This is a genomic window from Dactylosporangium sp. NPDC000555 (assembly GCF_040300025.1).
Taxonomy (GTDB): Bacteria; Actinomycetota; Actinomycetes; order Mycobacteriales; family Micromonosporaceae; genus Dactylosporangium.
In genome coordinates this window covers 108,620-128,806 of the sequence record NZ_JBEPDB010000016.1, presented here as the reverse complement: position 1 = coordinate 128,806, position 20,187 = coordinate 108,620, and the positions used below count along the sequence as shown (strand labels likewise).

At 73.0% G+C, this 20,187-nt stretch carries 18 protein-coding genes, 2 tRNA genes and 1 pseudogene; 10 read left to right on the top strand and 11 right to left on the bottom strand.

What is annotated here, in order from left to right; all coding sequences use genetic code 11:
* Nucleotides 1-1,194, bottom strand: a 1,194-nt coding sequence (locus tag ABT297_RS13585; RefSeq protein ID WP_350548497.1) for a DAK2 domain-containing protein, incomplete at its 3' end; no start/stop codon positions are given.
* A 194-nt stretch (nt 1,195-1,388) separates the two neighbouring features.
* On the opposite strand from ABT297_RS13585, the gene rpmB reads away from it, so the two are divergent.
* A complete protein-coding gene (rpmB, locus tag ABT297_RS13580; protein WP_190249618.1) occupies nt 1,389-1,580 on the top strand; it encodes a 50S ribosomal protein L28 in 192 nt (63 codons plus the stop codon).
* 78 nt (nt 1,581-1,658) lie between these two features.
* On the opposite strand, the gene ABT297_RS13575 is transcribed toward rpmB, so the two are convergent.
* Nucleotides 1,659-2,126 (bottom strand): GNAT family N-acetyltransferase, encoded by a 468-nt coding sequence (locus tag ABT297_RS13575; protein ID WP_502885565.1) that lies wholly within the window; start codon nt 2,124-2,126, stop codon nt 1,659-1,661.
* Between the two features lie 52 nt (nt 2,127-2,178).
* Nucleotides 2,179-3,189 (bottom strand): thiamine-phosphate kinase, encoded by a 1,011-nt coding sequence (locus ABT297_RS13570; protein WP_502885564.1) that lies wholly within the window; start codon nt 3,187-3,189, stop codon nt 2,179-2,181.
* Nucleotides 3,190-3,285: 96 nt separating this feature from the next.
* Between ABT297_RS13570 and ABT297_RS13565 the strand changes: the two genes are divergently transcribed.
* Entirely contained in the window at nt 3,286-3,522 is a 237-nt protein-coding gene (locus ABT297_RS13565) for an Lrp/AsnC ligand binding domain-containing protein (protein WP_350548494.1), read from the top strand.
* Nucleotides 3,519-4,058, top strand: coding sequence for a DUF3515 domain-containing protein (locus tag ABT297_RS13560; protein ID WP_350548492.1), 540 nt, complete (start codon nt 3,519-3,521; stop codon nt 4,056-4,058). Before ABT297_RS13565 ends, ABT297_RS13560 begins: the two co-directional genes overlap by 4 nt.
* A 316-nt stretch (nt 4,059-4,374) precedes the next feature.
* Here the strand turns inward: ABT297_RS13560 and ABT297_RS13555 are convergent, their stop codons facing one another.
* From ABT297_RS13555 to ABT297_RS13545, 3 genes are read right to left on the bottom strand one after another with little or no spacing between them, the layout of a single operon-like run.
* Nucleotides 4,375-5,505, bottom strand: a complete 1,131-nt coding sequence (locus tag ABT297_RS13555; RefSeq protein WP_350548490.1) for a cystathionine gamma-lyase — start codon at nt 5,503-5,505, stop codon at nt 4,375-4,377.
* A complete protein-coding gene (locus tag ABT297_RS13550; RefSeq protein ID WP_350548488.1) occupies nt 5,502-6,533 on the bottom strand; it encodes an NAD(P)H-dependent glycerol-3-phosphate dehydrogenase in 1,032 nt (343 codons plus the stop codon). The genes ABT297_RS13555 and ABT297_RS13550 overlap by 4 nt, the downstream gene beginning before the upstream one ends.
* Complete coding sequence (locus tag ABT297_RS13545) at nt 6,530-7,258, bottom strand: lysophospholipid acyltransferase family protein (protein ID WP_350548486.1); 729 nt, start codon at nt 7,256-7,258, stop codon at nt 6,530-6,532. Before ABT297_RS13545 ends, ABT297_RS13550 begins: the two co-directional genes overlap by 4 nt.
* Nucleotides 7,259-8,084: 826 nt before the next feature.
* Between ABT297_RS13545 and ABT297_RS13540 the strand changes: the two are divergent.
* The 5 genes and pseudogenes from ABT297_RS13540 to ABT297_RS13520 form a co-directional block, all read left to right on the top strand.
* Nucleotides 8,085-8,432, top strand: a pseudogene (locus tag ABT297_RS13540) (2-phospho-L-lactate guanylyltransferase); the annotation flags it as partial.
* A gap of 5 nt (nt 8,433-8,437) precedes the next feature.
* Nucleotides 8,438-8,635 carry a cold-shock protein gene (locus ABT297_RS13535; protein WP_350548484.1) on the top strand — a complete coding sequence of 66 codons (198 nt, stop codon included), beginning with the start codon at nt 8,438-8,440 and terminating at the stop codon, nt 8,633-8,635.
* 1,210 nt (nt 8,636-9,845) lie between these two features.
* Nucleotides 9,846-12,047 (top strand): RNA degradosome polyphosphate kinase, encoded by a 2,202-nt coding sequence (locus ABT297_RS13530; protein WP_502885567.1) that lies wholly within the window; start codon nt 9,846-9,848, stop codon nt 12,045-12,047.
* A gap of 26 nt (nt 12,048-12,073) precedes the next feature.
* Nucleotides 12,074-13,594, top strand: a complete 1,521-nt coding sequence (locus ABT297_RS13525; protein ID WP_350548480.1) for a CYTH and CHAD domain-containing protein — start codon at nt 12,074-12,076, stop codon at nt 13,592-13,594.
* Entirely contained in the window at nt 13,582-14,457 is an 876-nt protein-coding gene (locus tag ABT297_RS13520; RefSeq protein ID WP_350548478.1) for an NUDIX hydrolase, read from the top strand. Before ABT297_RS13525 ends, ABT297_RS13520 begins: the two co-directional genes overlap by 13 nt.
* A 68-nt stretch (nt 14,458-14,525) precedes the next feature.
* On the opposite strand, the gene ABT297_RS13515 is transcribed toward ABT297_RS13520, so the two are convergent.
* The 3 genes from ABT297_RS13515 to leuC form a co-directional block, all read right to left on the bottom strand.
* A complete protein-coding gene (locus ABT297_RS13515; protein WP_350548476.1) occupies nt 14,526-15,134 on the bottom strand; it encodes an HU family DNA-binding protein in 609 nt (202 codons plus the stop codon).
* Between the two features lie 137 nt (nt 15,135-15,271).
* On the bottom strand, nt 15,272-15,859 hold the full coding sequence (gene leuD, locus ABT297_RS13510; protein ID WP_350548474.1) for a 3-isopropylmalate dehydratase small subunit: 588 nt from the start codon (nt 15,857-15,859) through the stop codon (nt 15,272-15,274).
* 13 nt (nt 15,860-15,872) lie between these two features.
* The gene (leuC, locus tag ABT297_RS13505; protein ID WP_350548472.1) at nt 15,873-17,291 is read right to left on the bottom strand and encodes a 3-isopropylmalate dehydratase large subunit; all 1,419 of its coding nucleotides are present in this window, start codon (nt 17,289-17,291) and stop codon (nt 15,873-15,875) included.
* A 49-nt stretch (nt 17,292-17,340) separates the two neighbouring features.
* Here leuC and ABT297_RS13500 point away from each other — a divergent pair, with 49 nt between their 5' ends.
* Nucleotides 17,341-18,027, top strand: a complete 687-nt coding sequence (locus ABT297_RS13500) for an IclR family transcriptional regulator (protein ID WP_350548470.1) — start codon at nt 17,341-17,343, stop codon at nt 18,025-18,027.
* A gap of 466 nt (nt 18,028-18,493) precedes the next feature.
* A complete protein-coding gene (locus ABT297_RS13495) occupies nt 18,494-18,766 on the top strand; it encodes a hypothetical protein (RefSeq protein ID WP_350548468.1) in 273 nt (90 codons plus the stop codon).
* A 1,190-nt stretch (nt 18,767-19,956) separates the two neighbouring features.
* Here ABT297_RS13495 and ABT297_RS13490 read toward each other — a convergent pair.
* Together ABT297_RS13490 and ABT297_RS13485 are read right to left on the bottom strand one after the other, a co-directional pair.
* Nucleotides 19,957-20,029 (bottom strand) — tRNA-Glu (locus ABT297_RS13490).
* A gap of 56 nt (nt 20,030-20,085) precedes the next feature.
* Nucleotides 20,086-20,157 (bottom strand) — tRNA-Gln (locus ABT297_RS13485).
* Nucleotides 20,158-20,187: the final 30 nt, after the last annotated feature.

Genomic DNA, 20,187 nt, shown 5'->3' with positions numbered 1-20,187 from the left:
CTCCCGGCGCCCCGCCCCGGCACGGTCCCCGTGCTCGGCGTCCCCGCGCTCCCGGCGCCCCGCCCCGGCACGGTCCCCGTGCTCGGCGTCCCCGCGCTCCCGGCGCCCCGCCCCGGCGGCGGTGCCCGTCTCGCCCGCCCCCGCGCGCACGCCGGCTCTCGCGTGCACCTCGGCCACGACGTCCACCCCTGTGCGCGGCTCGGGTGGGGCGCTCGGCGATGGCACGACCGCGGCGGCCCGGGGTCGCCGGGCCTCCGCGCGGGCAGCGATCTGGTCGGCGAACCGGGTCACCGAGATCCGGCTCGGCCGCCCGGCCTCGACGCCCGCCTCGATGGCCGCACCGATGTCGTTGACGTGCACGTGGACGTGCCAGGTCGGCTCGTCGCCGATCACCACGAGGGAGTCGCCGAGCCCCGCGAGGACACCGCGCAGGGCCTCGACCGCCGCCGCGCTGGCCTCCAGGAGGTACTGCACCTCGTACGCGTACTCGTCCGAGCCCGCCTCGCGCGCCATCGTCCCGCCCGGCCGGGGGCCCGGCAGCGTCGCCGGCCCCGGCGCGTCACCGGGCGGCGGCGCCTCGCCGGTCAGCGTCCGCACCAGCGCGTCGAGCAGCACCACGAGGCCCCGCCCGCCGGCATCGACGACGCCGGCCTGGGCGAGCGCGGGCAGCTGCTCGGGCGTCCGCGCGAGCGCGACACGTGCCCCGTCGGCGGCCGCCCTCGCCACGGCGGCGACGCCCCCGGGCCGCGCGCCGATGCCGTCCGCCGCGGCCAGCGCGGCCCGGGCGGCGGCCGCGCCGACGGAGAGCACCGTGCCCTCCACCGGCGCCGCGACCGCGCGGTAGGCGCCGCGGGCGGCCTCGTCCAGCGCCCGGGCGAGCTGCCCCGCGTCCGCGGCGGCCACACCGTCCAGGGCGTCGGCGAGCCCCTTGAACAGCTGGGCCAGGATGATCCCGGAGTTGCCCCGGGCGCCCAGCAGGGCGCCGCGCGCCGCGGCGCGCAGGACTTCGCCCGCCGTGGCGCCGTCCGCGGCCTCCGCGGCGGCGGCCATGGTCAGCGCGAGGTTGGTGCCGGTGTCGCCGTCCGGGACCGGGTATACGTTGAGCGCGTCGATCTCGGCCCTATGGCGCCGCAGCGCGTCGAGGCCGGCGGCACACCACCGGCGGACGGTCGCGGCGTCCACGCTGTCTGGCACGCGCCAGAGCCTAACGGTGGGTGGCGTCATTCCCCACCGATGCGCCGCCGACAGGGCCGATTGGGTGTCGCGGGCGGGGATCAGGTAACCTTGCCGGGTTGCCCGCCGCTCACCCGGCCGGTGGCGCCTGGAACGAGACCCGCGACGCGGGCCCGTTCCAACCCGAGACTGCAAATCAATCCCAGGAGATCCCCGTGGCTAGCGTGTGCGACGTCTGCGGCAAGGGACCGGGCTTCGGCCACAACGTGTCCCACTCGCACCGGCGGACCAACCGCCGTTGGAACCCCAACATTCAGACGGTGCGCACCCCGGCCGGTGGCGGCACCACGCGGAAGGTGCAGGTCTGCACCTCCTGCCTCAAGGCCGGCAAGGTCGTCCGCGGCTGACTCAGCCTGGCAAAAGGCCCCGTGACGCGGTCACGGGGCCTTTTGTAGTGCTCGGATTGTCGTACTCGGATCGCGGCGTCAGAGCTCGCGACCGAACGACCGCACGTCCGGATACCCCTTGTAGTGCCCGAAATCCTCGATTCGGGCATATCCGCTCCGCTCGTACAGCGAGATCGCCTCGGGCTGAGCAGTCCCCGTCTCCAGCCAGATCCGCTGCCGACCGGCCTGCCGCGCCGCGTCCTGCACGGCGGTCAGGAGCGCCTTCGCCACGCCGCGCCCGCGGAACTGCGGCGCCACGTAGAGCCGCTTGAGCTCCGCCGTCGTCTCGTCGTCGGCGAACGTGCGGAAGCCGACGCAGCCGGCCGGGGTGTGGTCCAGGTAGGCGATGAGGAACGCCCCCTCCGGTGGGTCGAACTCGCCCGGCCCGATCGGGGTGGTGTCCCCCTCGCCGCCATACCGCTCGCTCAGGTCGGCGAGCGCGGCGGTGGTGAGTTCGGTGGCGACCCGCGAGCCGTAGCGGGTCAGTCGGATGTCGATCTCGATCACGATGGTAAAGGGTACGGGCCGCGACAGCCCTTACTGCTTCGGCGGGATTCCGTCACCGGAAGTGATCCCAGCCGGGCGCTCCCCCGGTGTACCTGCGCCCGTCGACGGTCACACCGTCACCCACTGTGAACTGACCGGACGGAACGACGGTGCCCACGATGAGCCACTCGGCCGGCAGCTCGAGGTCGGGCGGGAAGGTGGCGGCGAGGGCGTGGTCGTCGCCGCCGGCGAGGAGCCAGCCGTGCGGGTCGACACTCAGCGCCGTCGCGGCGTCGCGCATGGGCTCGGGCACGCTGAACGCGTCGCGGCGCAGGTCGATGCCGACACCGCTGGCGGCCGCGATGTGGCCGAGATCGGAGAGCAGCCCGTCGGACACGTCGATCATCGACGTCGCGCCCATCCGCGCGGCGACCGGGCCCAGGTGGTACGGCACCTCGGGCCGCCGGTAGGCGTCGACGAGCAGCTTCGGCGAGCGGAACCCGCGCGACAGGACCGTGTACCCGGCCGCCGCGTGCCCGATCCGCCCGGCCACGGCCACCACGTCGCCCGGGCGCGCGCCCGAGCGCACCACCGGCGCGTGCCCCTCCAAGTCCCCGAGGGCGGTCACCGCGATGGTCAGCGTCGGGCTCGCCGACGTGTCCCCGCCCACAACGACGGCGCCCGTCTTGGCCGCTTCCGCGGCCAGCCCGTCGGCGAGCCCCTCGGCCCACGAGACCTGCAGGTTGGCGGGGGCGCAAAGAGCCACCAGGAGCGCGGTGGGGCGCGCGCCCATGGCTGCGATGTCGGCAAGGTTGGCCGCGGCGGCGCGGTGGCCGACGTCACGCGCACTGCACCAGTCGCGGCGGAAATGCCGCCCGTCGACCAGCACGTCCGTGCTCGCGACGACGCGCGCGTCCGGGGCCGCGACGAGCGCCGCGTCGTCCCCGGGCCCGAGCAGAACAAAGGGCGACGCCGCCCCGAGCCGGGCCGTCACCCGCGAGATCAGCCCGAACTCCCCGGCGGTTGCTAGGGTCACCCGTCCTCCAACGTGATGCTCGATAGTGTCGCCGACGCCGCGTGTCATGGCATGATCACGCACGGCGGTTGATTTGCCGATTCCATTCTTGCGGTAGGTTGACGCCTGATCAGCGCTCGTGTGGCGCAGGGAGGGAGTCGTGTCGTGGTACAGGCATACATCCTGATCCAAACAGAAGTCGGCAAGGCACGCGACGTGGCCTCGGCCATCCACGGCCTCAACGGCGTGGTCCGCGTCGACGCCGTCACCGGCCCCTACGACGTCGTCGTCCTCACGGAGGCGCGCAACATCGACGAGCTGGGGCAGCTCATCGTCTCGAAGGTTCAGCTGGTGCCCGGAATCACCCGCACTGTCACCTGCTCGGTGGTGCACTTGCAGTGACCGCGGACACGACGCGCCCCGCAGCGGGCCCGGCCAGGATCGCGGCCCTCGCGGCACTGCCCATCGCGCTGGTGGCCGGTCTGCTCGCCTTCTGGGGCCTGGGCGGCTTCCCGGGCCGTGCGGAAAATCCGCAAAACCTGGCGGCCGTACCCGCTGAGGCGCCCGAACTCGCTCCGAGCCCGGCCACGGTGTGCCGTGCGCTGGTTTCGCAGCTGCCCGACTCGCTCGGCGGCCTCCCGCGCCGCGCGGTGACCGCCGGCGGCGAGCAGAACGCCGCGTTCGGCAACCCGCCGATCGTGCTGTCCTGCGGCGTGTCGAAGCCGACGGTTCCGCGCACCGCGCAGCTGATCGGCCTGTCGGGCGTGTGTTGGTTCCCGGAGGAGCGGCGCGACGAGACTCTCTGGCAGAGCGTGGACCGCGAGGTGGCCCTCCGCGTCGTGGTGCCGAAGTCCGCCGACGGATCCTGGTTGGTGAATCTTTCGGCGCCGATCGTCGCCACCGTGCGTGCCACGGACCCCGGCCCGGTGAGCTGCTGAACCCTCACCTCGGTTCGGGCTCGCAACCATTAGTCTAGCGGCGCAGCCGCCACTTCGTTCGCCGTCCGCGCAGCACTGGCGTCCGCGCGACGGCCGCGCCCGCGCCCGGATCGCCGCTTCGGCGCGCCGACTCCGCCGCCTCCGCGCGCTGACCGCCGGCTCCGCGGCTGACGACCTCCGCGCGCTGACCGCCGCCTCGCGCTGATTCGCCCCATCGCGCGCTGACCGCCGGCCCGCGGGCTGATGTGATCGCCGCCTCCGAGCGCTGGTCGCGGCGATCGCGGTTACGGCGGCGCCGCCGTGCACTTGGTCCGCGTCAGCCCAGCGCCGCGTCCAGGGCGCGGCGGACGTCCGCGACCAGGTCGGCGGTGTCCTCCACGCCACACGAGAAGCGGACGAGGCCCTCGGGGGCATCATCGCCCCATTGCGCCCGCCTGTCCGCCGTGGTGTGCAGCCCCCCGAACGACGTGGCGGCGAACACCAGCTCGGACGCGGCCAGGAAGCGGTCCACGGCCGCCTTGTCGGCCAGCGTGAACGTCACCACGCCCGGCACGCGGCGCATCTGGCGGGCCGCCGCCTCGAACGCCGGATCGCCCGGGCGCCCGGGCCACCGCACGGACGCGACCGCCGGATGGCCGGCCAGCAGCTCGCTCACGGCAGCCGCGTTCGCGGTCTGGCGCGCCAGGCGCAGGTCGAGCGTCCCGAGCGACCGGTGGGCGAGCCAGGCCTCGAACGCACCCGGGATGCCACCCGTCCGCGCGCGCCATGTGCGGATCGTCGCGATCAACTCCGGGTCGCGTGCGCAGACGTAGCCCAGCAGCATGTCGGAGTGGCCGGTCAGCGCCTTGGTGGCCGAGGCGACCGAGAAGTCCGCGCCCAGGTCGAGCGGCCGCTGCCCGAGCGGCGTCGGCGTGGTGTTGTCCACGGCGACCAGGCCTCCGCACGCGTGCGCCCGCGCGGCCAGGCCGGCCACGTCGCACACGTCCAGGCCCGGGTTGGACGGCGTCTCCAGCAGCAGAAGGCGGACGCCGTCCAACGCCGGATACGGCCCCGCGGTCGGCATCGTGCGCACCTCGATCCCGCGCCCGGGCAGGTGCTCGGCGGCGAAGGCGCGGGTGAGGTAGTACCCGTCGCCGGGCAGCACGACAGTGTCGCCCCCGCGCAGCGTGGCCAGCAGGACCGCGGTGATCGCCGCCATGCCGGAGGCGAACACGACGCACTCGCCGCCCTCCAGCTCGCCGATTGCCTGCTCCAGAAGGCGGTACGTCCGGTTGTCCGTCCGCCCGTACCCGTCCACGCCCGGCTGTGGCCCGGCGACCGGATCGAGGTGGTAGGGCGCCCCGAACACCGGCGAGGGCAGGAACGGCTCCCCCGCCACCGGCGCCGGCACTCCGGCGTGGACGACGCGCGTGCCGTCACCGCGCGCGTCCGCGCGTTCGCCGGTCACTGGCCGGTCGAGGGGACGCCCGGGCGCTCCGGCTTCGTCCCCCTCGCCATCAGCGCGGCAATGGCCTTGAGCGGGTCGACGCCCTCGTGGCAGACCTGCTCGACCTGTTCCGTGATCGGCATTTCGACGCCGACGCTGTGCGCGAGATCACGGATCGACAAGCAGCTCTTGACGCCCTCGGCGGTCTGGCGGGTCGCCAGCTGCGCCTGTTCCAGGGTCTCGCCGCGCCCGAGCCGCTCGCCGAACGTACGGTTGCGCGACAGCGGCGAGGAGCACGTCGCGATGAGGTCGCCCAGGCCGGCGAGGCCGGCGAACGTCATCGGGTTGGCGCCGAGGGCCGCGCCCAGGCGGGCGGTCTCCGCCAGGCCGCGCGTGATCAGCGTGGCCTTGGTGTTGTCGCCGAACCCGAGCGCGGAAGCCATCCCGTAGGCGAGCGCGATGGCGTTCTTCACGGCGCCGCCGAGCTCGCAGCCGACGACGTCGTCGTTGGTGTACGGCCGGAGGTACCGCGTGCTGATCGCGCGCTGGACGAGCTCCGCGCGGCGGATGTCACGGCAGGCGACGACGGTGCCCGCGATCTGCTCGGCGGCGATCTCGGGCGCCAGGTTCGGGCCGGTGACCACGACGACCCGCTCCGGTTCGACGTCGGCGACCTCGACGATCACCTCGCTCATCCGCTTGAGCGTGCCGAGCTCGATGCCCTTCATGAGGCTGACGAGCGTCGCGTCCGCGCCGATCGCCTCGCGCCAGGCGGTGAGGTTGTGGCGGAGCGTCTGCGACGGCACGGCGAGCACGACGAGGTCGGCCCCCTCGATCGCCTCGAACGCGTCGGACGTCGCGGTGACCGCGTCCGGCAGCCACATCGTGGGCAGATAGTCCGGGTTGTGGTGCTGCTCCCGAATCGAGGCGGCAAGCGCGGGGCGGCGCGACCAGATGGTGACCTGAGGCGTTCCGGCGTCGGCCAGAATCTTGGCGAAAGCCGTGCCCCACGAGCCGGCGCCCAGGACCGCCGCGCGTTGAATGCTCATGCCGCCTGCTCTTCGGGTCGCTGCGCGGTGCGCTTCGGGGTCCACAGCGGTGGCGGGGTGCCGCCCCGGATCTCCACCAGCATGTCGCGCAGGTGCAGCATGATGTGGTCGGTGATCTCGGTGAGGATCTGCGCCGTCGGCTGCGCGTCCGCCCAGGCGGACAGGTCGATGGGTTCTCCCGTCACGATGGTCACCTTCGCGCGCGGGAGCAGCTTGAGCTTCTTCGTGCGCGGGTCGTAGATCCGCTGCGGCCCCCACATGACGATCGGGATAACGGGTGCCCCGGTGTCCAGCCACAGCCGGGCGGCACCGGTCTTGCCGCGCATCGGCCACAGGTCGGGCTCGCGGGTCGTGGTGCCCTCCGGGTAGATGACCACGGCCTCGCCCGCGCGCACGCCCGCCCGGGCGGCCTCGAGCGCCTTGACCGCGTCGGTGGTGCCGCGACGCACCGGTATCTGGTGCACGGACTTCATCAGGTATCCGAGCACGGGCACCTCGAACAGGCTGGCCTTGGCCAAGAAGGACGGCCACCGGCCCACGTCGTAAATGTAGTGCCCGACGGCCAGCGGGTCCGCGTGGGAGATGTGGTTGACCACGATGATCACCCCACCCTCGGCCGGGATGTGCTCCATTCCTCGCCAGGTGCGACGGGTCAGCACCTGGATCGCGGGCTTGACGGTCATGACGGCGAAACGCCGCCAGAAGCCCAGCCTCCGGCGCACCATCTCACCCTCCCCTCACGGTTCTGCTGCGAATCATGCCACTGCCGGGCGCCGGGTGGCCGTGTCAGGATGGTTCATGCGCTGCCACGGCCAGTCGTCCACCCAGCCGACGGCTCCCGACCGAGCGCCCGCCTGGGTGGCCGTGGTGCCGGTCAAACCCCTGCGAGCGGCCAAGACGCGGCTGCGCGGCGCCGTGCCCGAAGCCGTACACCCGGATCTTGTGCTGGCCATGGCACGCGACACGGTAGCCGCCGCGCTCGCCTGCCGCGCGGTGGCGCACGTCGTGGTGATCTGTGACGACCCCACGGTCTGCGCCGAGCTGACCGCCCTGGGCGCGCTGTGCCTGCCCGATGCCCCGGCCGCCGGCCTCAACGCAGCCTTGGCGTACGGCGCCGAGGCCGCTCAACGCGCGACCACGCCCCGCCACCGGTCGGACGGGTCCTCACCCGACGGCCGGGGCGTCACCGACGCGGCACGCCCGGACGCCAGTCCCGTCCACGACACCGGGCCCACGGATGCGACGCGCACTGACGTCGCGCACATCGGCGCAGGTCGCGTCGACATCGCGCACATCAGCGTAGACCGCCTGGAGGAGCTCCACATCGGCGTCGGACGTGTGGACGGGGCGCGCATGGGCGCACGCGGCGGCGCGGACGCGGCGCGCACGGGCGCACACGGCGCGGACGCGGCGCACCTCGGCGCGGAACGCACCGGCGCGGCGCACATGGGCGTCGGACGTACGGACGCGGCGTACATCGGAACGGGAGGCGCGGACGCGGCGCACATGGGTGTCGGAGGCGCGGACGCGGCGCACGTCGACGTGGTGCGCGCGGATGCGGGCGGGATCGCGGTGGTCGCGCTGACGGCGGATCTGCCGGCCATGCGGCCCGAGGATCTCGAGTCCGCCCTGGTCGCGGCCGCGCGGGCGGGGCGGCGGGCGTTCGTGCCGGACCTCGAGGGCACCGGCACCGTGCTGCTGGCGGCGCCGGCCGGGGAGGCGTTGGCGCCGCAGTTCGGGCCGGGATCGGCGGCGGCACACCTACGCTCGGGCGCGGTGCGGCTCGACGGGGCGTGGCCGAGCCTTCGTCGCGACGTGGACACAGCGGCCGATCTCGATGCGGCGGCGCGGCTGGGACTCGGCACACATACCGGACAAGTCCTCTGCACGGTAGCGTGATCGGCATGCAGGGCACAGTGGCGACGTTCGACGACGAGAGCCGCAGTGGCACGGTGCTGCTCGACGACGGGGTCGAGGTGACGTTCCCGGCCGCGGCGTTCGACGCTTCCGGGCTGCGGCACCTGCGACTCGGTCAGCGGGTGCGGCTCGACCACGACGATGTGGGCACGATCACGAAGGTCACCATCCCGACCCTGCCGTGATTCGCCGAGCAGCGGGAAGTTCATGTTGAGACCGGCACAAACAGGCCATGATGATCCGGTGGACGAGAGCACGACCGGTCGAAGTCGCCCGCGCAATGCCGCCCAGCGGCCCGATCCGGCGAGTGCACCACCCGAGACGACGAGACCCAGCGGGAGCGGGGCCCCAGCACGGGATCGTCGAGCCACGAAGGTCGCATGGCCGGCAGCGGCCGACGAAGCCACGGTGAGCGAGGTCACGGTGAACGAGGCCACGACAGAGACGACGAAGGCGTCCGAGCGGGTGCCGGCGCAGAAGGCCCCGGCGAAGTCGTCCGCGCCCGCGCGCGCCGGCAACAACCCGGCGCAGTCCACGGAGCCGAATCCGCCGGTCGGCGGCGCAGAGACCGCCCCAGGAGCGCCCGAGACGAAGCCCGGCAGGCGGCCGGACGCCACGAAGCCCGCGCCGAGGGCGGCCGCCGCGAGGCCGGCGACCGAGGCGGCCGCCGGGAAGCCGGCTGCCACCAAATCCGCGACAGATGCGGCCGGCGCGAAACCGGCTGCCACGAAGCCGGCGGCACAGGCGACGACCACGAAGCCGGCGGCACGGACGTCCGCCGCCAGATCCGCGACAGACGCGGTCGGCGCGAAACCGGCTGCCACGAAGCCGGCGGCACAGGCGACGACCACGAAGCCGACGGCACGGACGTCCGCCGCCAGATCCGCGACAGACGCAGCCGGCGCGAAACCGGCGACGCGGCCGGCTGCCACGAAGCCGGCGGCACGAACGGAGGTCGCCAAGTCCGCGGCAGGCGCAGTCGGCGCGAAATCGGCGACGCAGGTGGCTGCCACGAAGTCGGCGACGCGGACCGGCGGCGTCAAAGCAACGGACGCCACAAAGCAGCCGGCGATCCAGCCGGCCGCCGTGGACCGGTCGGACACCAACGGCGCGGCAGTCGCGGGGACCGCGTCCGTCGCGTCCGCACCGGCCGCCTCAGCCCCGGCGGGCGCCACAGACATCGCGATCCCGGCGGAAGGCACGGACGCCGCAGCACCGGCGGGAGGCGCCGAGGCGGCGGTTCCGGCAGCGGGTGCGGACGCCGTGGCGCCGGCGGAACGCGAGACGGACCTGGAGGGCGTTGCTGTGGCACCAGCCGACGCGGCTGTAGCGGTACCAGGCAAGAACGCGGGAGCCACGCTCGGGGGCGTCGTAGCCGTCGAGGGTGCGGCCGCGATCGGGGACGAGGCCGTCGAGGGTGCGGGCGGCACCGGGCACACCGCCGACCGCGCGGACGCCCCTGCCGAAGAGCCGGAGCCCGTCCGCGGGGACCTCGGCGCCGGGTCGTTCGCGGCCGAAGGGGAGGCACCGCGGGTACAGGAGGAAGAGAAGCCGCTGCCGGAGGACCGCTATCTCAACCGTGAGCTGTCCTGGCTCGACTTCAACGCGCGTGTCCTGACGCTGGCCGAGGACCCGGCCACGCCGCTGCTGGAGCGGGCCAAGTTCCTCGCGATCTTCGCCAGCAACCTCGACGAGTTCTACATGGTGCGCGTCGCGGGGCTGAAGCGGCGCCTGCAGACCGGGCTGCCGGTGCGGCGGCCCGGGTTCCTGCCGCCGACGGAGCAGCTGGAGCAGATCGCCGAGCGCACGTCCGCGCTGATGTCGCGCCAGTCGCGGGTCTTCGCCGAGGAGATCGCGCCGGCGATGGCCGAGGAGAACATCCACATCGTTCGCTGGACGGAGCTGGACCCGGCGGAGCGGGAGCGGATGCGCGCGTCGTTCCGCGAGCAGATCTTCCCGGTGCTGACCCCGCTGGCGGTCGACCCGGCGCACCCGTTCCCGTACATCTCGGGCCTGTCGCTGAACATGGCCGTGGTGGTGCGGGAGAAGGACGGCGGGCCGGAGCTGTTCGCGCGGATCAAGGTGCCCAACAACGTGCCGCGGTTCTTCGCGCTGCACGCCGCGCGCGACGGCGCCCGGGTGATGCGCTTCCTGCCCGTCGAGGAGCTGATCGCGGCGCACCTCGGGCAGCTGTTCTCCGGCATGCAGGTCGTCGAGCATCACCTGTTCCGGGTGACCCGCAACGCCGAGGTCGAGCTCGACGAGGACCGCGACGAGGATCTGCTGCAGGCGCTGGAGCGGGAGCTCGCGCGGAGGCGCTTCGGGCCACCGGTTCGGCTGGAGGTCGCCGCGTCGATCTCCGACCACGTGCTGGAACTGCTCGTGCGCGAGCTCGACATGGACTCGCACGACGTGCTGCGGGTGCCGGGTCTGCTGGACCTGACGGCGCTGTGGGAGGTGTACAACGGCGTAGATCGTCCGGGCCTGAAGGACCCGCCTTTTGTACCGGCGACGCACCCGCACTTCGCCGAAGGTGAGACGCCGCGCAGCGTCTTCGCGCGGCTGCGCGACCACGACATCCTGGTGCACCACCCATATCACTCGTTCTCCACGAGCGTGCAGCGCTTCATCGAGCAGGCCGCCGCGGACCCGAACGTGCTGGCGATCAAGCTGACGCTGTACCGCACCAGCGGCGACTCGCCGATCGTCGACGCGCTCGTCGACGCGGCCGAGGCGGGCAAGCAGGTGGTGGTGCTCGTCGAGGTGAAGGCGCGCTTCGACGAGAAGGCCAACATCGGCTGGGCGCGGACGCTGGAGCGGGCGGGCTGCCACGTGGTATACGGCCTGGTCGGGCTCAAGACGCACACGAAGACGGCCCTCGTGGTGCGGCAGGAGGGCAACCACATCCGCCGCTACTGCCACATCGGTACCGGCAACTACCACCCGAAGACGGCGCGGCTCTACGAGGACTACGGGCTGCTGACCGCCGACCCGGAGGTGGGCGCGGACCTGACCGACCTGTTCAACGTGCTCACCGGCTACAGCCGCCAGACGTCGTACCGCCGGCTGCTGGTCGCGCCGCACGGTGTGCGCCGCGGCATCATCGAGCGGGTCGAGCGCGAGGTCGCGTTCGGCGCCGGCGGCCTCGTGCAGATCAAGGTGAACTCGCTGGTCGACGAGGAGGTCATCGACTCGCTGTATCGGGCCAGCCGCGCGGGGACGCGGGTCGACCTGATCGTGCGCGGCATCTGCGCGCTGCGCCCGGGCGTGCCGGACCTGTCGGAGAACATCCGGGTCCGTTCGGTCCTGGGCCGGTTCCTGGAGCACTCGCGGGTGTTCCGGTTCGGCCACGGTGCCCGCGCGGAGTACTGGATCGGCTCGGCGGATCTCATGCACCGCAACCTGGACCGCCGCGTGGAGGCCCTGGTGCAGGTGACCGACCCGGCATCGACCGAGGAGCTGCACCGGGTGCTGAGCCTGATGATGACCGACGAGACGGGGGCCTTCGAGCTGTCGGGCAACGGCGAGTGGCACCGGCGGCCGGGCAGGAACCCGCAGGAGGCCCTGCTGCGCCGCATCGTCGACCGGGTGGAGTGAGCCGGTTCAACCTTTAGGGTGACTGGATGCTGGAGGAAGAGCGCAAGTACCAGGTCGACGACGGGTTCAGGATGCCGAACCTCAGCGCCGCCGGACGGGTGAGCGCGCGGGAGCCGGTGACGCTGCGGGCAACCTACTACGACACCGCCGAACGGCTGCTCGCCCGGCACGGGGTTTCGCTGCGGTACCGCAAGAACGACGCCCCGGCGAAGGTCTGGACGGTCAAGCTGCCGTCCTCGACGGTGGGGGTGCGCCATGAGCACTCCCGCCCGGCCGCGGGCGCGGGCGTGGTACCGCCGGACCTGCTGGACCTGGTGACGGCGTACCGGCGCGGGCGCACCCTGCGGCCGGCGGCGGTGCTGCGCACGGTACGGACCGTCTACGAGGTCGCCGACCGCGACGGCGCGGTCCTGGCCGAGGTGGCCGACGACGTCGTGAGCGTCCTCGACGGGCGTAAGGTCGCGCACCGGTTCCGCGAGATCGAGGTCGAGCGGGTCGACGGCGGGCCGAAGCTGCTGGACAAGATCGAACGGCTGTTGCTGCGCGCGGGCGCGGAGGCGGGCGACTTCGTGCCCAAACACGTGCGGGCGATGGGCCGGCTGGAGGCGCCGGTGCTGGTCGTGCCCGCGCCGCTGCGACGCCGGCCCCGCGCCGGCGACGTGGTGACCGAGGCGATCCGCCGCGACATCGCGCGCATCTTCAAGCACGACCCGTTCGCGCGGCTGCGCGCGATCATGCCCAACGGCGATACTCCGGTGCACCAGATGCGGGTCGGTACCCGCCGTCTGCGCAGCGACCTGCAGACGTTCCAGGCGCTGCTGGACCCGTCGTGGACGGCGCCGCTGCGGGCGGAGTTGGCATGGCTGGCCACCGCGCTCGGGGGCGCGCGCGACGTCGAGGTGCTGCGGGCGAGGCTGCACCGCACGGCCGCCGCCGACCCGCTCGTACCGCCGGATCCGGAGGCGGTGGAGAGCATCGACGCGGCGCTGGCGGCACGGCAGGAGCAGGCGCTGGCGGTGCTGGACGCGGCGCTGCACTCGCGGCGGTACGTGCGGTTGCTCGACGCGCTCGTCGAGGCCGTCCAGGCGCCGCGGCTGTCGGAGCTGGCCCGGGAGCGTGCCGACGAGGTGCTGCCGGGCATCGCGCGGAAGCCGTGGCGGCGGCTGGTGTCCGGCGGGGGCGGTGTGCCCGGCGCCGGCGAGCTGACCCCGGACCTGCCCGACGACGACTGGCACGAGGTCCGCAAGCGGGCGAAGCGGGCCCGCTATGCCGCCGACGCGGTCTCGGCGGTCGTCGGGCCCGACGCGGTACTGCTGGCGAAGGCCATCGCGCGGGCGCAGGGAGTGATCGGCGAGCATCAGGACGCCGCGATCGCCGCGGACGCGTGGCTGGCCGCGGCCGCGGCCGCGCCCGGCGACCACGCCCTCGCGGTCACGGCGGGGCGGCTGTTCGAACGCGAGCGGGCCTCGGTCACGCGCGCCCGCGCGAAGTTCCCGTCCGTGTGGGAGTCGGTGCTGGAGGATAAGAACATCGCATGGCTGAAGTGAATTCGGTGGTTCGCGCCGCGGGCGGCGTCGTGTGGCGGCACACCAGCGCCGGCGCGCCGGAGATCGTGCTCGTGCACCGGCCCCGGTACAACGACTGGTCGCTGCCCAAGGGCAAGCTCGACCCGGGCGAGCATGAGCTGACCGCCGCGGTCCGCGAGGTGTTCGAGGAGACGTCGGTGGAGGCGGTACCGCAGGTGCGGCTGCCGTCGATCAGGTACCTCACCGGCGAGCCGGGCGTGGAGAAGCTCGTCGACTTCTGGTCGATGCGCGCGGCCGCGTGGGCGCCGCGGCCGGCCGACGACGAGATCGAGGAGGCCCGGTGGGTGTCGGTCGCCGACGCGCAGTCGGCGCTGAGCTACGCGCACGACCGGGGCGTGGTGCGCGCGTTCCTTGGCCTGCCGCCGGTCACCGGGGTGGTAGCGCTGGTACGTCACGCGAAGGCCGGTCGGCGGCAGGAATGGACCGGCCCGGACGCCGAGCGGCCCCTGGAGCCCGTCGGGGAACGCGACGCCCGGGCCCTGAGCGGGCTGCTGGCGCTGCTACGGCCGGACCGGGTGGTGTCGGCCACCCCCCTGCGGTGCCGCCAGACCTTGGAGCCGTTGGGGATGCCGGTGGAGGTCGACGCGACGTTCGACGAGCTGCGGGAGCCTGAGCCGGCCGCCGCGGCGCTGGCCGAGTTGGCCGAACGCGGCGGCACGACCGTGGTGTGCAGCCAGGGCAAGCTGATGCCGCCGCTGCTCACGGCGCTGACGAAGCGCAGCGACGTCAATTTCCACACCCGCAAGGGCGCCGGATGGGTGCTGTGCTTCTCGGCCGGGCGCATCGTCGGGCGGGACAGGCTGACGCCGGTGACGCTGCGGTAGTCGAAAGCGGAAAGGCGAAAGGGCGGCGCCGCGATTCGCGGCGCCGCCCTTTTCCGTTGCTTGCTTCCTTACTTGGCGGCGGCCTTCTTGGCCGGCGCCTTCTTGGCGGCCGTGGTGGTCTTGGCGGCGGCCGTGGTGGCCGTCGTCGTCTTACGCGCCGCCGTGGACGCCGCGGCGCGGGTCGTCTTGGCGGCGGCCTTCTTCGCCGGCGCCGCCTTGGCGGCGGCAGCCTTGGCCGGAGCGGCCTTGGCGGCGGCCTTGGTGGCGGCAGCCTTGGCCGGAGCGGCCTTGGCCGTCGTCGCCTTCGCCGTGGTGGCCTTGGCGGTCGTCGCTTTGGCGGTCGTCGCCTTCGCGGCGGCCTTGGTCGCGACGGCCTTCTTTGCCGCGGCGACCTTCGGCACCTTGCCGCTGGCGACCATCTCGCGGAAGCTGGCGCCGGCGCGGAACGCGGGTACCGACGTCTTCTTCACCTTCACCGCTTCACCGGTGCGCGGGTTGCGGGCGGTTCTCGCACCACGAATGCGCTTCTCGAACACGCCGAAACCGGTGATGGCGACCTTGTCGCCCTTGGTCACCGCGGCCTGGATCTCGGCCAGCACCGCGTCCAGCGCCGCGTTCGCCGACTTCTTGTCGCCCAGGCGAGCGCTGAGCGCCTCGATGAGCTCGGCCTTGTTCACGTTTCCTCCCGTACCAGAATTGAAGTCCCTGTGGGCAAGGTATCCCAACGCACACAGGATACAAACATATGACGGAAAAGAAATCGTTGTGGAGTAACGGATTTTGACCGGTGGCTCATCGAGACGCCCTGCGGGGGCTAGTGAACGACGGGTGTCCACTCCGGACGGCCTTGTTCGAAGGCGGTGATAGCGTCCTCGTGGCGAAGGGTGAGGCCGATGTCGTCGAGGCCTTCCAGCAGCCGCCAACGACTGAAATCGTCCAGTGGGAAGGCCCATTCGTGGGCGCCCGCGCGCAACTGGCGCGACTCCAGGTCGACCGTTACCGCGAGCTTCGGGTCGGCCTCGATCGCGGCCCACAGGGTCTCGACGTTTTCGAGGCCGAGTTCGACGGGCAGCAGCCCGGCCTTGAGCGCGTTGCCGCGGAAGATGTCACCGAAACGGGGGGCGACGACGGCCCGGAATCCGTAGTCCTGCAGCGCCCAAACGGCATGCTCACGCGAGGATCCGGTGCCGAACTCGGGTCCGGCGACGAGGATCGAGGCGCCCTCGTAAGCCGGATTGTTGAGCACGAATTCCGGGTCGGAACGCCAGGCGTTGAACAGCCCGTCGGCGAACCCGGTGCGGGTGACGCGCTTGAGGTAGACGGCGGGGATGATCTGGTCGGTGTCCACGTTGGACCGGCGCAGCGGTACCGCGGTGCCGGTGTGGACGGTGAACTTCTCCATGTTCGTGTCCCTTTTAGTTCAGGTCGGCGGGGGCTGCGAGGCGACCGGCAACGGCGGTCGCCGCGGCGACCGGGGGCGAGACCAGGTGGGTGCGACCACCGCGACCCTGACGCCCCTCGAAATTGCGGTTGGAGGTCGAGGCGGAGCGCTCGCCCGGCTTCAGCGTGTCCGGGTTCATGCCCAGGCACATGGAGCAGCCGGCGAAGCGCCACTCGGCCCCGGAGGCGGTGAAGACCTGATCGAGGCCCTCCTGCTCCGCGGCCGCGCGCACGGAGGCCGAGCCGGGCACCACGAGCATCCGAACGCCGTCGGCGACCTTGCGCCCGCGCAGCACCTCGGCGGCGGCGCGCAGGTCCTCGAGCCGGCCGTTGGTGCACGAGCCGAGGAACACCACGTCCACCGGGATCTCGCGCATCGCCGTGCCGGGGGTGAGCGCCATGTACTCCAGCGCCTTCTGCGCGGCGACGCGCTCCGCGCTCTCGGCGAAGTCGTCCGGGCTGGGGACGAAGCCGCCCAGCGGCGCGCCCTGGCCCGGGTTGGTGCCCCAGGTGACGAACGGGGTGAGCTGCGAGACGTCCAGCGTCACCTCGGTGTCGAACTTGGCGCCGTCGTCGGTGCGAAGGCTGCGCCAGTACTCCTTGGCGCGCTCCCACTCCTCGCCCTTCGGCGCGTACTGCCGGCCCTCGATGTAGGCGAAGGTCGTCTCGTCCGGCGCGATCATGCCGGCCTTGGCGCCCCACTCGATCGACATGTTGGAGATGGTCATCCGACCCTCCATGGACAGCTTCTCGATCGCCGGGCCGCGGTACTCCACGACGTGCCCGCGGCCGCCGCCCGTGCCCACCTGGGTGATGAGCGCCAGCACCAGGTCCTTGGCGGTGACGTCGGGGCCGAGTTCGCCGACGACGTTGACCGCCATGGTGCGCGGGCGCGCCTGCGACAGCGTCTGCGTCGCCAGGACGTGCTCCACCTCGGACGTACCGATGCCGAACGCGAGGGCGCCGAATGCACCGTGCGTGGAGGTGTGCGAGTCGCCGCACACGATGGTCATGCCGGGCTGGGTGAGGCCGAGCTGCGGTCCCATGACGTGGACCACGCCCTGCTGCTCGTCGCCGAGCGAGTGCAGCCGGATGCCGAACTCGGCGCAGTTGCGACGCAGCGTCTCGATCTGGGTGCGTGACACCGGATCGCTGATCGTCAGCAGGTTGTCGGTAGGCGTGTTGTGGTCTTCGGTCGCGATCGTCAGGTCGCGGCGCCGCACGGGGCGGCCGGACATGCGCAGGCCGTCGAATGCCTGCGGGCTGGTGACCTCGTGCAGCAGGTGCAGGTCGATGTAGAGCAGATCGGGCTCACCGGCGGCGGTGCGTACGACGTGCGCGTCCCACACCTTCTCCGCCAGCGTACGCGGCTGCTGTCGGGCTTCTCCCACCATCTGGACATCCTAAAATTTGGGAGGTATGTTTCGGTCTGTGGGACACAGTATGAGCGGTGTGGGCGTGCTCGACAAGGCGGTTGTCATCCTTGCCGCCTGCGTCGACGGCGCCAGCCTGGCGGAATTGGTGGAGCGGACCAAGCTTCCGCGCGCCACCGCGCATCGCCTGGCGCAGGCGTTGGAGATCCACCGCTTGCTCGTGCGCGACGCCCAGGGCCGCTGGCGCCCGGGCCCGCGGCTCGGCGAGCTGGCCAACGCCGCACCGGACGTCCTGCTCACCGCCGCCGAGCCGATGCTGACCGCGCTGCGCGACGCGACTGGCGAGAGCGCGCAGCTGTACCTGCGCCGCGCCGACGAACGCCTGTGCGTCGCCGCGGCCGAGCGGGCCAGCGGGCTGCGTGACACGGTGCCGATCGGCGCCGTGCTGCCGATGACTGCCGGCTCTGCCGCACAGGTCCTCCTGGCGTGGGAGCCGCCCGAGGCCGTGATGCCGCTGCTGCCGCGCTGCAAGTTCACCGGGCGCACCCTCGCGGAGGTGCGGCGGCGCGGCTGGGCCCAGAGCGTGGCGGAGCGCGAGGTCGGCGTGGCGAGCGTTTCCGCGCCGATCCGGGACCGCACGGGCCGGGTCATCGCGGCGATCAGCATTTCCGGGCCGATCGAGCGCCTGGGCCGGCGCCCGGGCGATCGCCACGCGATGGCCGTCGTTCGGGCCGGGCAGCGTCTGTCCGGCCTGTAGCCGGTTCGCTCCTCCCCTGCCTCGCTACCGCACGCGCGCGATTCGCACGTCCTCCGCCCGGCCGGTCAGCTTCCGGCCGGGCGTTTGTGCTCCCTGCGTGTCCCACTCCTATGCCTGGCGGCATGCGTCCTTCGGTGCTCGCCTGCGGCTCTTCGAGGTCGGCCTTGAGTGTCTGGGGTCTCGACGCCCCATGGGCGCCTCGGGCATGGCCGCCGCGGCCGTGCGGGTACCCGAGGGTGTCCAGACGGAGCTCCGGCTCGGCGAACCACGCGCGGACGGGTCGGGCGCTGCGCCGATGCGCTGGTCCCGGCCACGATGGCGCCGCACGGGGTTGCGCGCCACGCGGACGCGCCTACGATCGGCGAGACGTGCCGTCCGGAGCGTCCGGGAGCGCCGGGCGTGGCCGCGTCCTGCATCCGCGGATCCGGGGCGCGGTCCCGGAGCGCATCAGCTGGAAGGAACGCCAGTGCCCGACTCCACCACACCTGCCAGCCCCGAGCCGGACGGCTCGGCGGGCATCCACTCCACCCCGACGTCGGGGACGCCGGCCTCCCCGTCGGACCACGGCCCGAGCGGGCCCGACGCACCGGACTCCCCTCCCGCACCGCAGGAGCCGCAGCTGCCACCGCCCGCGCAGCCGAACGGCAACGGCGGCAGCGGCCGGGGCGGCTGTATGACGGCGATGATCGGGCTGTTCGTGTTCATCGCGGCCGTCCTGGGGATCGCCACCCAGTTGTGAACGGATGGGCGCCGCGCCCACGCCCGCTGACGGGCGCGGGCGCGGCGTCGTGGTTCCAGGCCGGGCTCGCCGGGGTGGCGACGTGGGCCGCGCCCGTGCATCCGGATCGGGCGGTCGCCTGGGCGCGTGCTCGGCGACGGACGGCGGCACGGTGCGAGCGGCGCCGGACGCCGTGCAGCGCAAGCGCGGGACGGACGGCGTGGGCTTCGTAGCCGCCGACGAGCACGTGCTGCCGGCACTCGGAACGGGACCCTCAGGCCACGGACGCCGCTCCCACGGAGGCGAGACGGTTTCCCCGGGCGCGGAGGCAACGCAGAGGCTTCTGGGCGGGGACGCTTCAGGCACGGAGGCAACGCGGGGCTTCCCTGGCCGAAGGTGCCTGGTTCCGGTCGGCTGAGATGGCGACCTTGTCAGCGGATCAGCCCGCGATCGGCTGGACTGATCCGCTGGCAAGGTCACCCCAGCCCTGTTTCCGGGATACCTCGCCTGACTGACGCCGGGCGGCGACCTGCCAGCCGACGACGGCGCAGCCGGGTTGCACGCTGCCGAACCTGCCCGCGCCGAACTCAAGGGCATCACGGGGCCGGGCGGGCGGGCGACAACGGCCTCTACGCCCGCGTGCGACTCGTCGGGATAGGCGGACTCTCCCCCCGTACCCCCGCCGCCGGATCGGGCATCCTGAGCGCGCTCGGCGCCCTCTCCGGTGGCGCCAGGGTCATCGCGGCCCATCGGCGACCCGACGGCGGCGTTGGGCGGATGCCGGCTACCCACCGATCACTCGTTCGGCGTCCCGGACTCGCGGCATTGGCGATCGCGGACGGTGAGGTTCCGCCGACGATTGGGTGAAGGCGTTGGCCAAGACGGCCGGGACGCAGCGCCGCATGTCCGGATCGTCATGGGGTTGACCCGCCGCGCTCAGGCCGCGCCCGCGCGTGTGGGCCCGACCCGGGGCCAGCGCGCCCTGGCGTCCGAGGCGCCCAGCGTCCGACCGTGCGGCCACGCACACGAGGGGACAGCAGGGCCAGGCGTGCAGGGCGCGGACACGCGGAGGGAGGTCCGAATGTGGCGGAGTGACGTACAGCACGGGCGACGCCGAGCCCGGCCCTAGTCGAGCGCTCGGGCGGCGTCGGGCGCGAATGCGGGTACCAAACGAAAAACCGCGCCTCCCGAAGGAAACGCGGATCTCCGTGTAGCCCCGACCGGATTCGAACCGGCGCTACCGCCTTGAGAGGGCGGCGTCCTGGGCCGCTAGACGACGGGGCCCCAGTGCGTGCTGACGTGCGGTGAAACACTACCAGCACCGCGATCTTGCTGCGGCGCTGGGGTACCAGGACTCGAACCTAGACTAACTGAGCCAGAATCAGTCGGGCTGCCAATTACCCCATACCCCATCGGCGCTTACCGCGCCGGAAGAGAACTTT

Coding starts and splice junctions, on each gene's coding strand:
- ABT297_RS13570 (WP_502885564.1), bottom strand. CDS start 3,189: ATGACACGCGGCGTCGGCGACACTATCGAGCATCACGTTGGAGGACGG.
- ABT297_RS13550 (WP_350548488.1), bottom strand. CDS start 6,533: ATGAGCATTCAACGCGCGGCGGTCCTGGGCGCCGGCTCGTGGGGCACG.
- ABT297_RS13545 (WP_350548486.1), bottom strand. CDS start 7,258: ATGGTGCGCCGGAGGCTGGGCTTCTGGCGGCGTTTCGCCGTCATGACC.
- ABT297_RS13535 (WP_350548484.1), top strand. CDS start 8,438: ATGCAGGGCACAGTGGCGACGTTCGACGACGAGAGCCGCAGTGGCACG.
- ABT297_RS13525 (WP_350548480.1), top strand. CDS start 12,074: ATGCTGGAGGAAGAGCGCAAGTACCAGGTCGACGACGGGTTCAGGATG.
- ABT297_RS13520 (WP_350548478.1), top strand. CDS start 13,582: ATGGCTGAAGTGAATTCGGTGGTTCGCGCCGCGGGCGGCGTCGTGTGG.
- leuD (WP_350548474.1), bottom strand. CDS start 15,859: ATGGAGAAGTTCACCGTCCACACCGGCACCGCGGTACCGCTGCGCCGG.
- leuC (WP_350548472.1), bottom strand. CDS start 17,291: ATGGTGGGAGAAGCCCGACAGCAGCCGCGTACGCTGGCGGAGAAGGTG.
- ABT297_RS13500 (WP_350548470.1), top strand. CDS start 17,341: ATGAGCGGTGTGGGCGTGCTCGACAAGGCGGTTGTCATCCTTGCCGCC.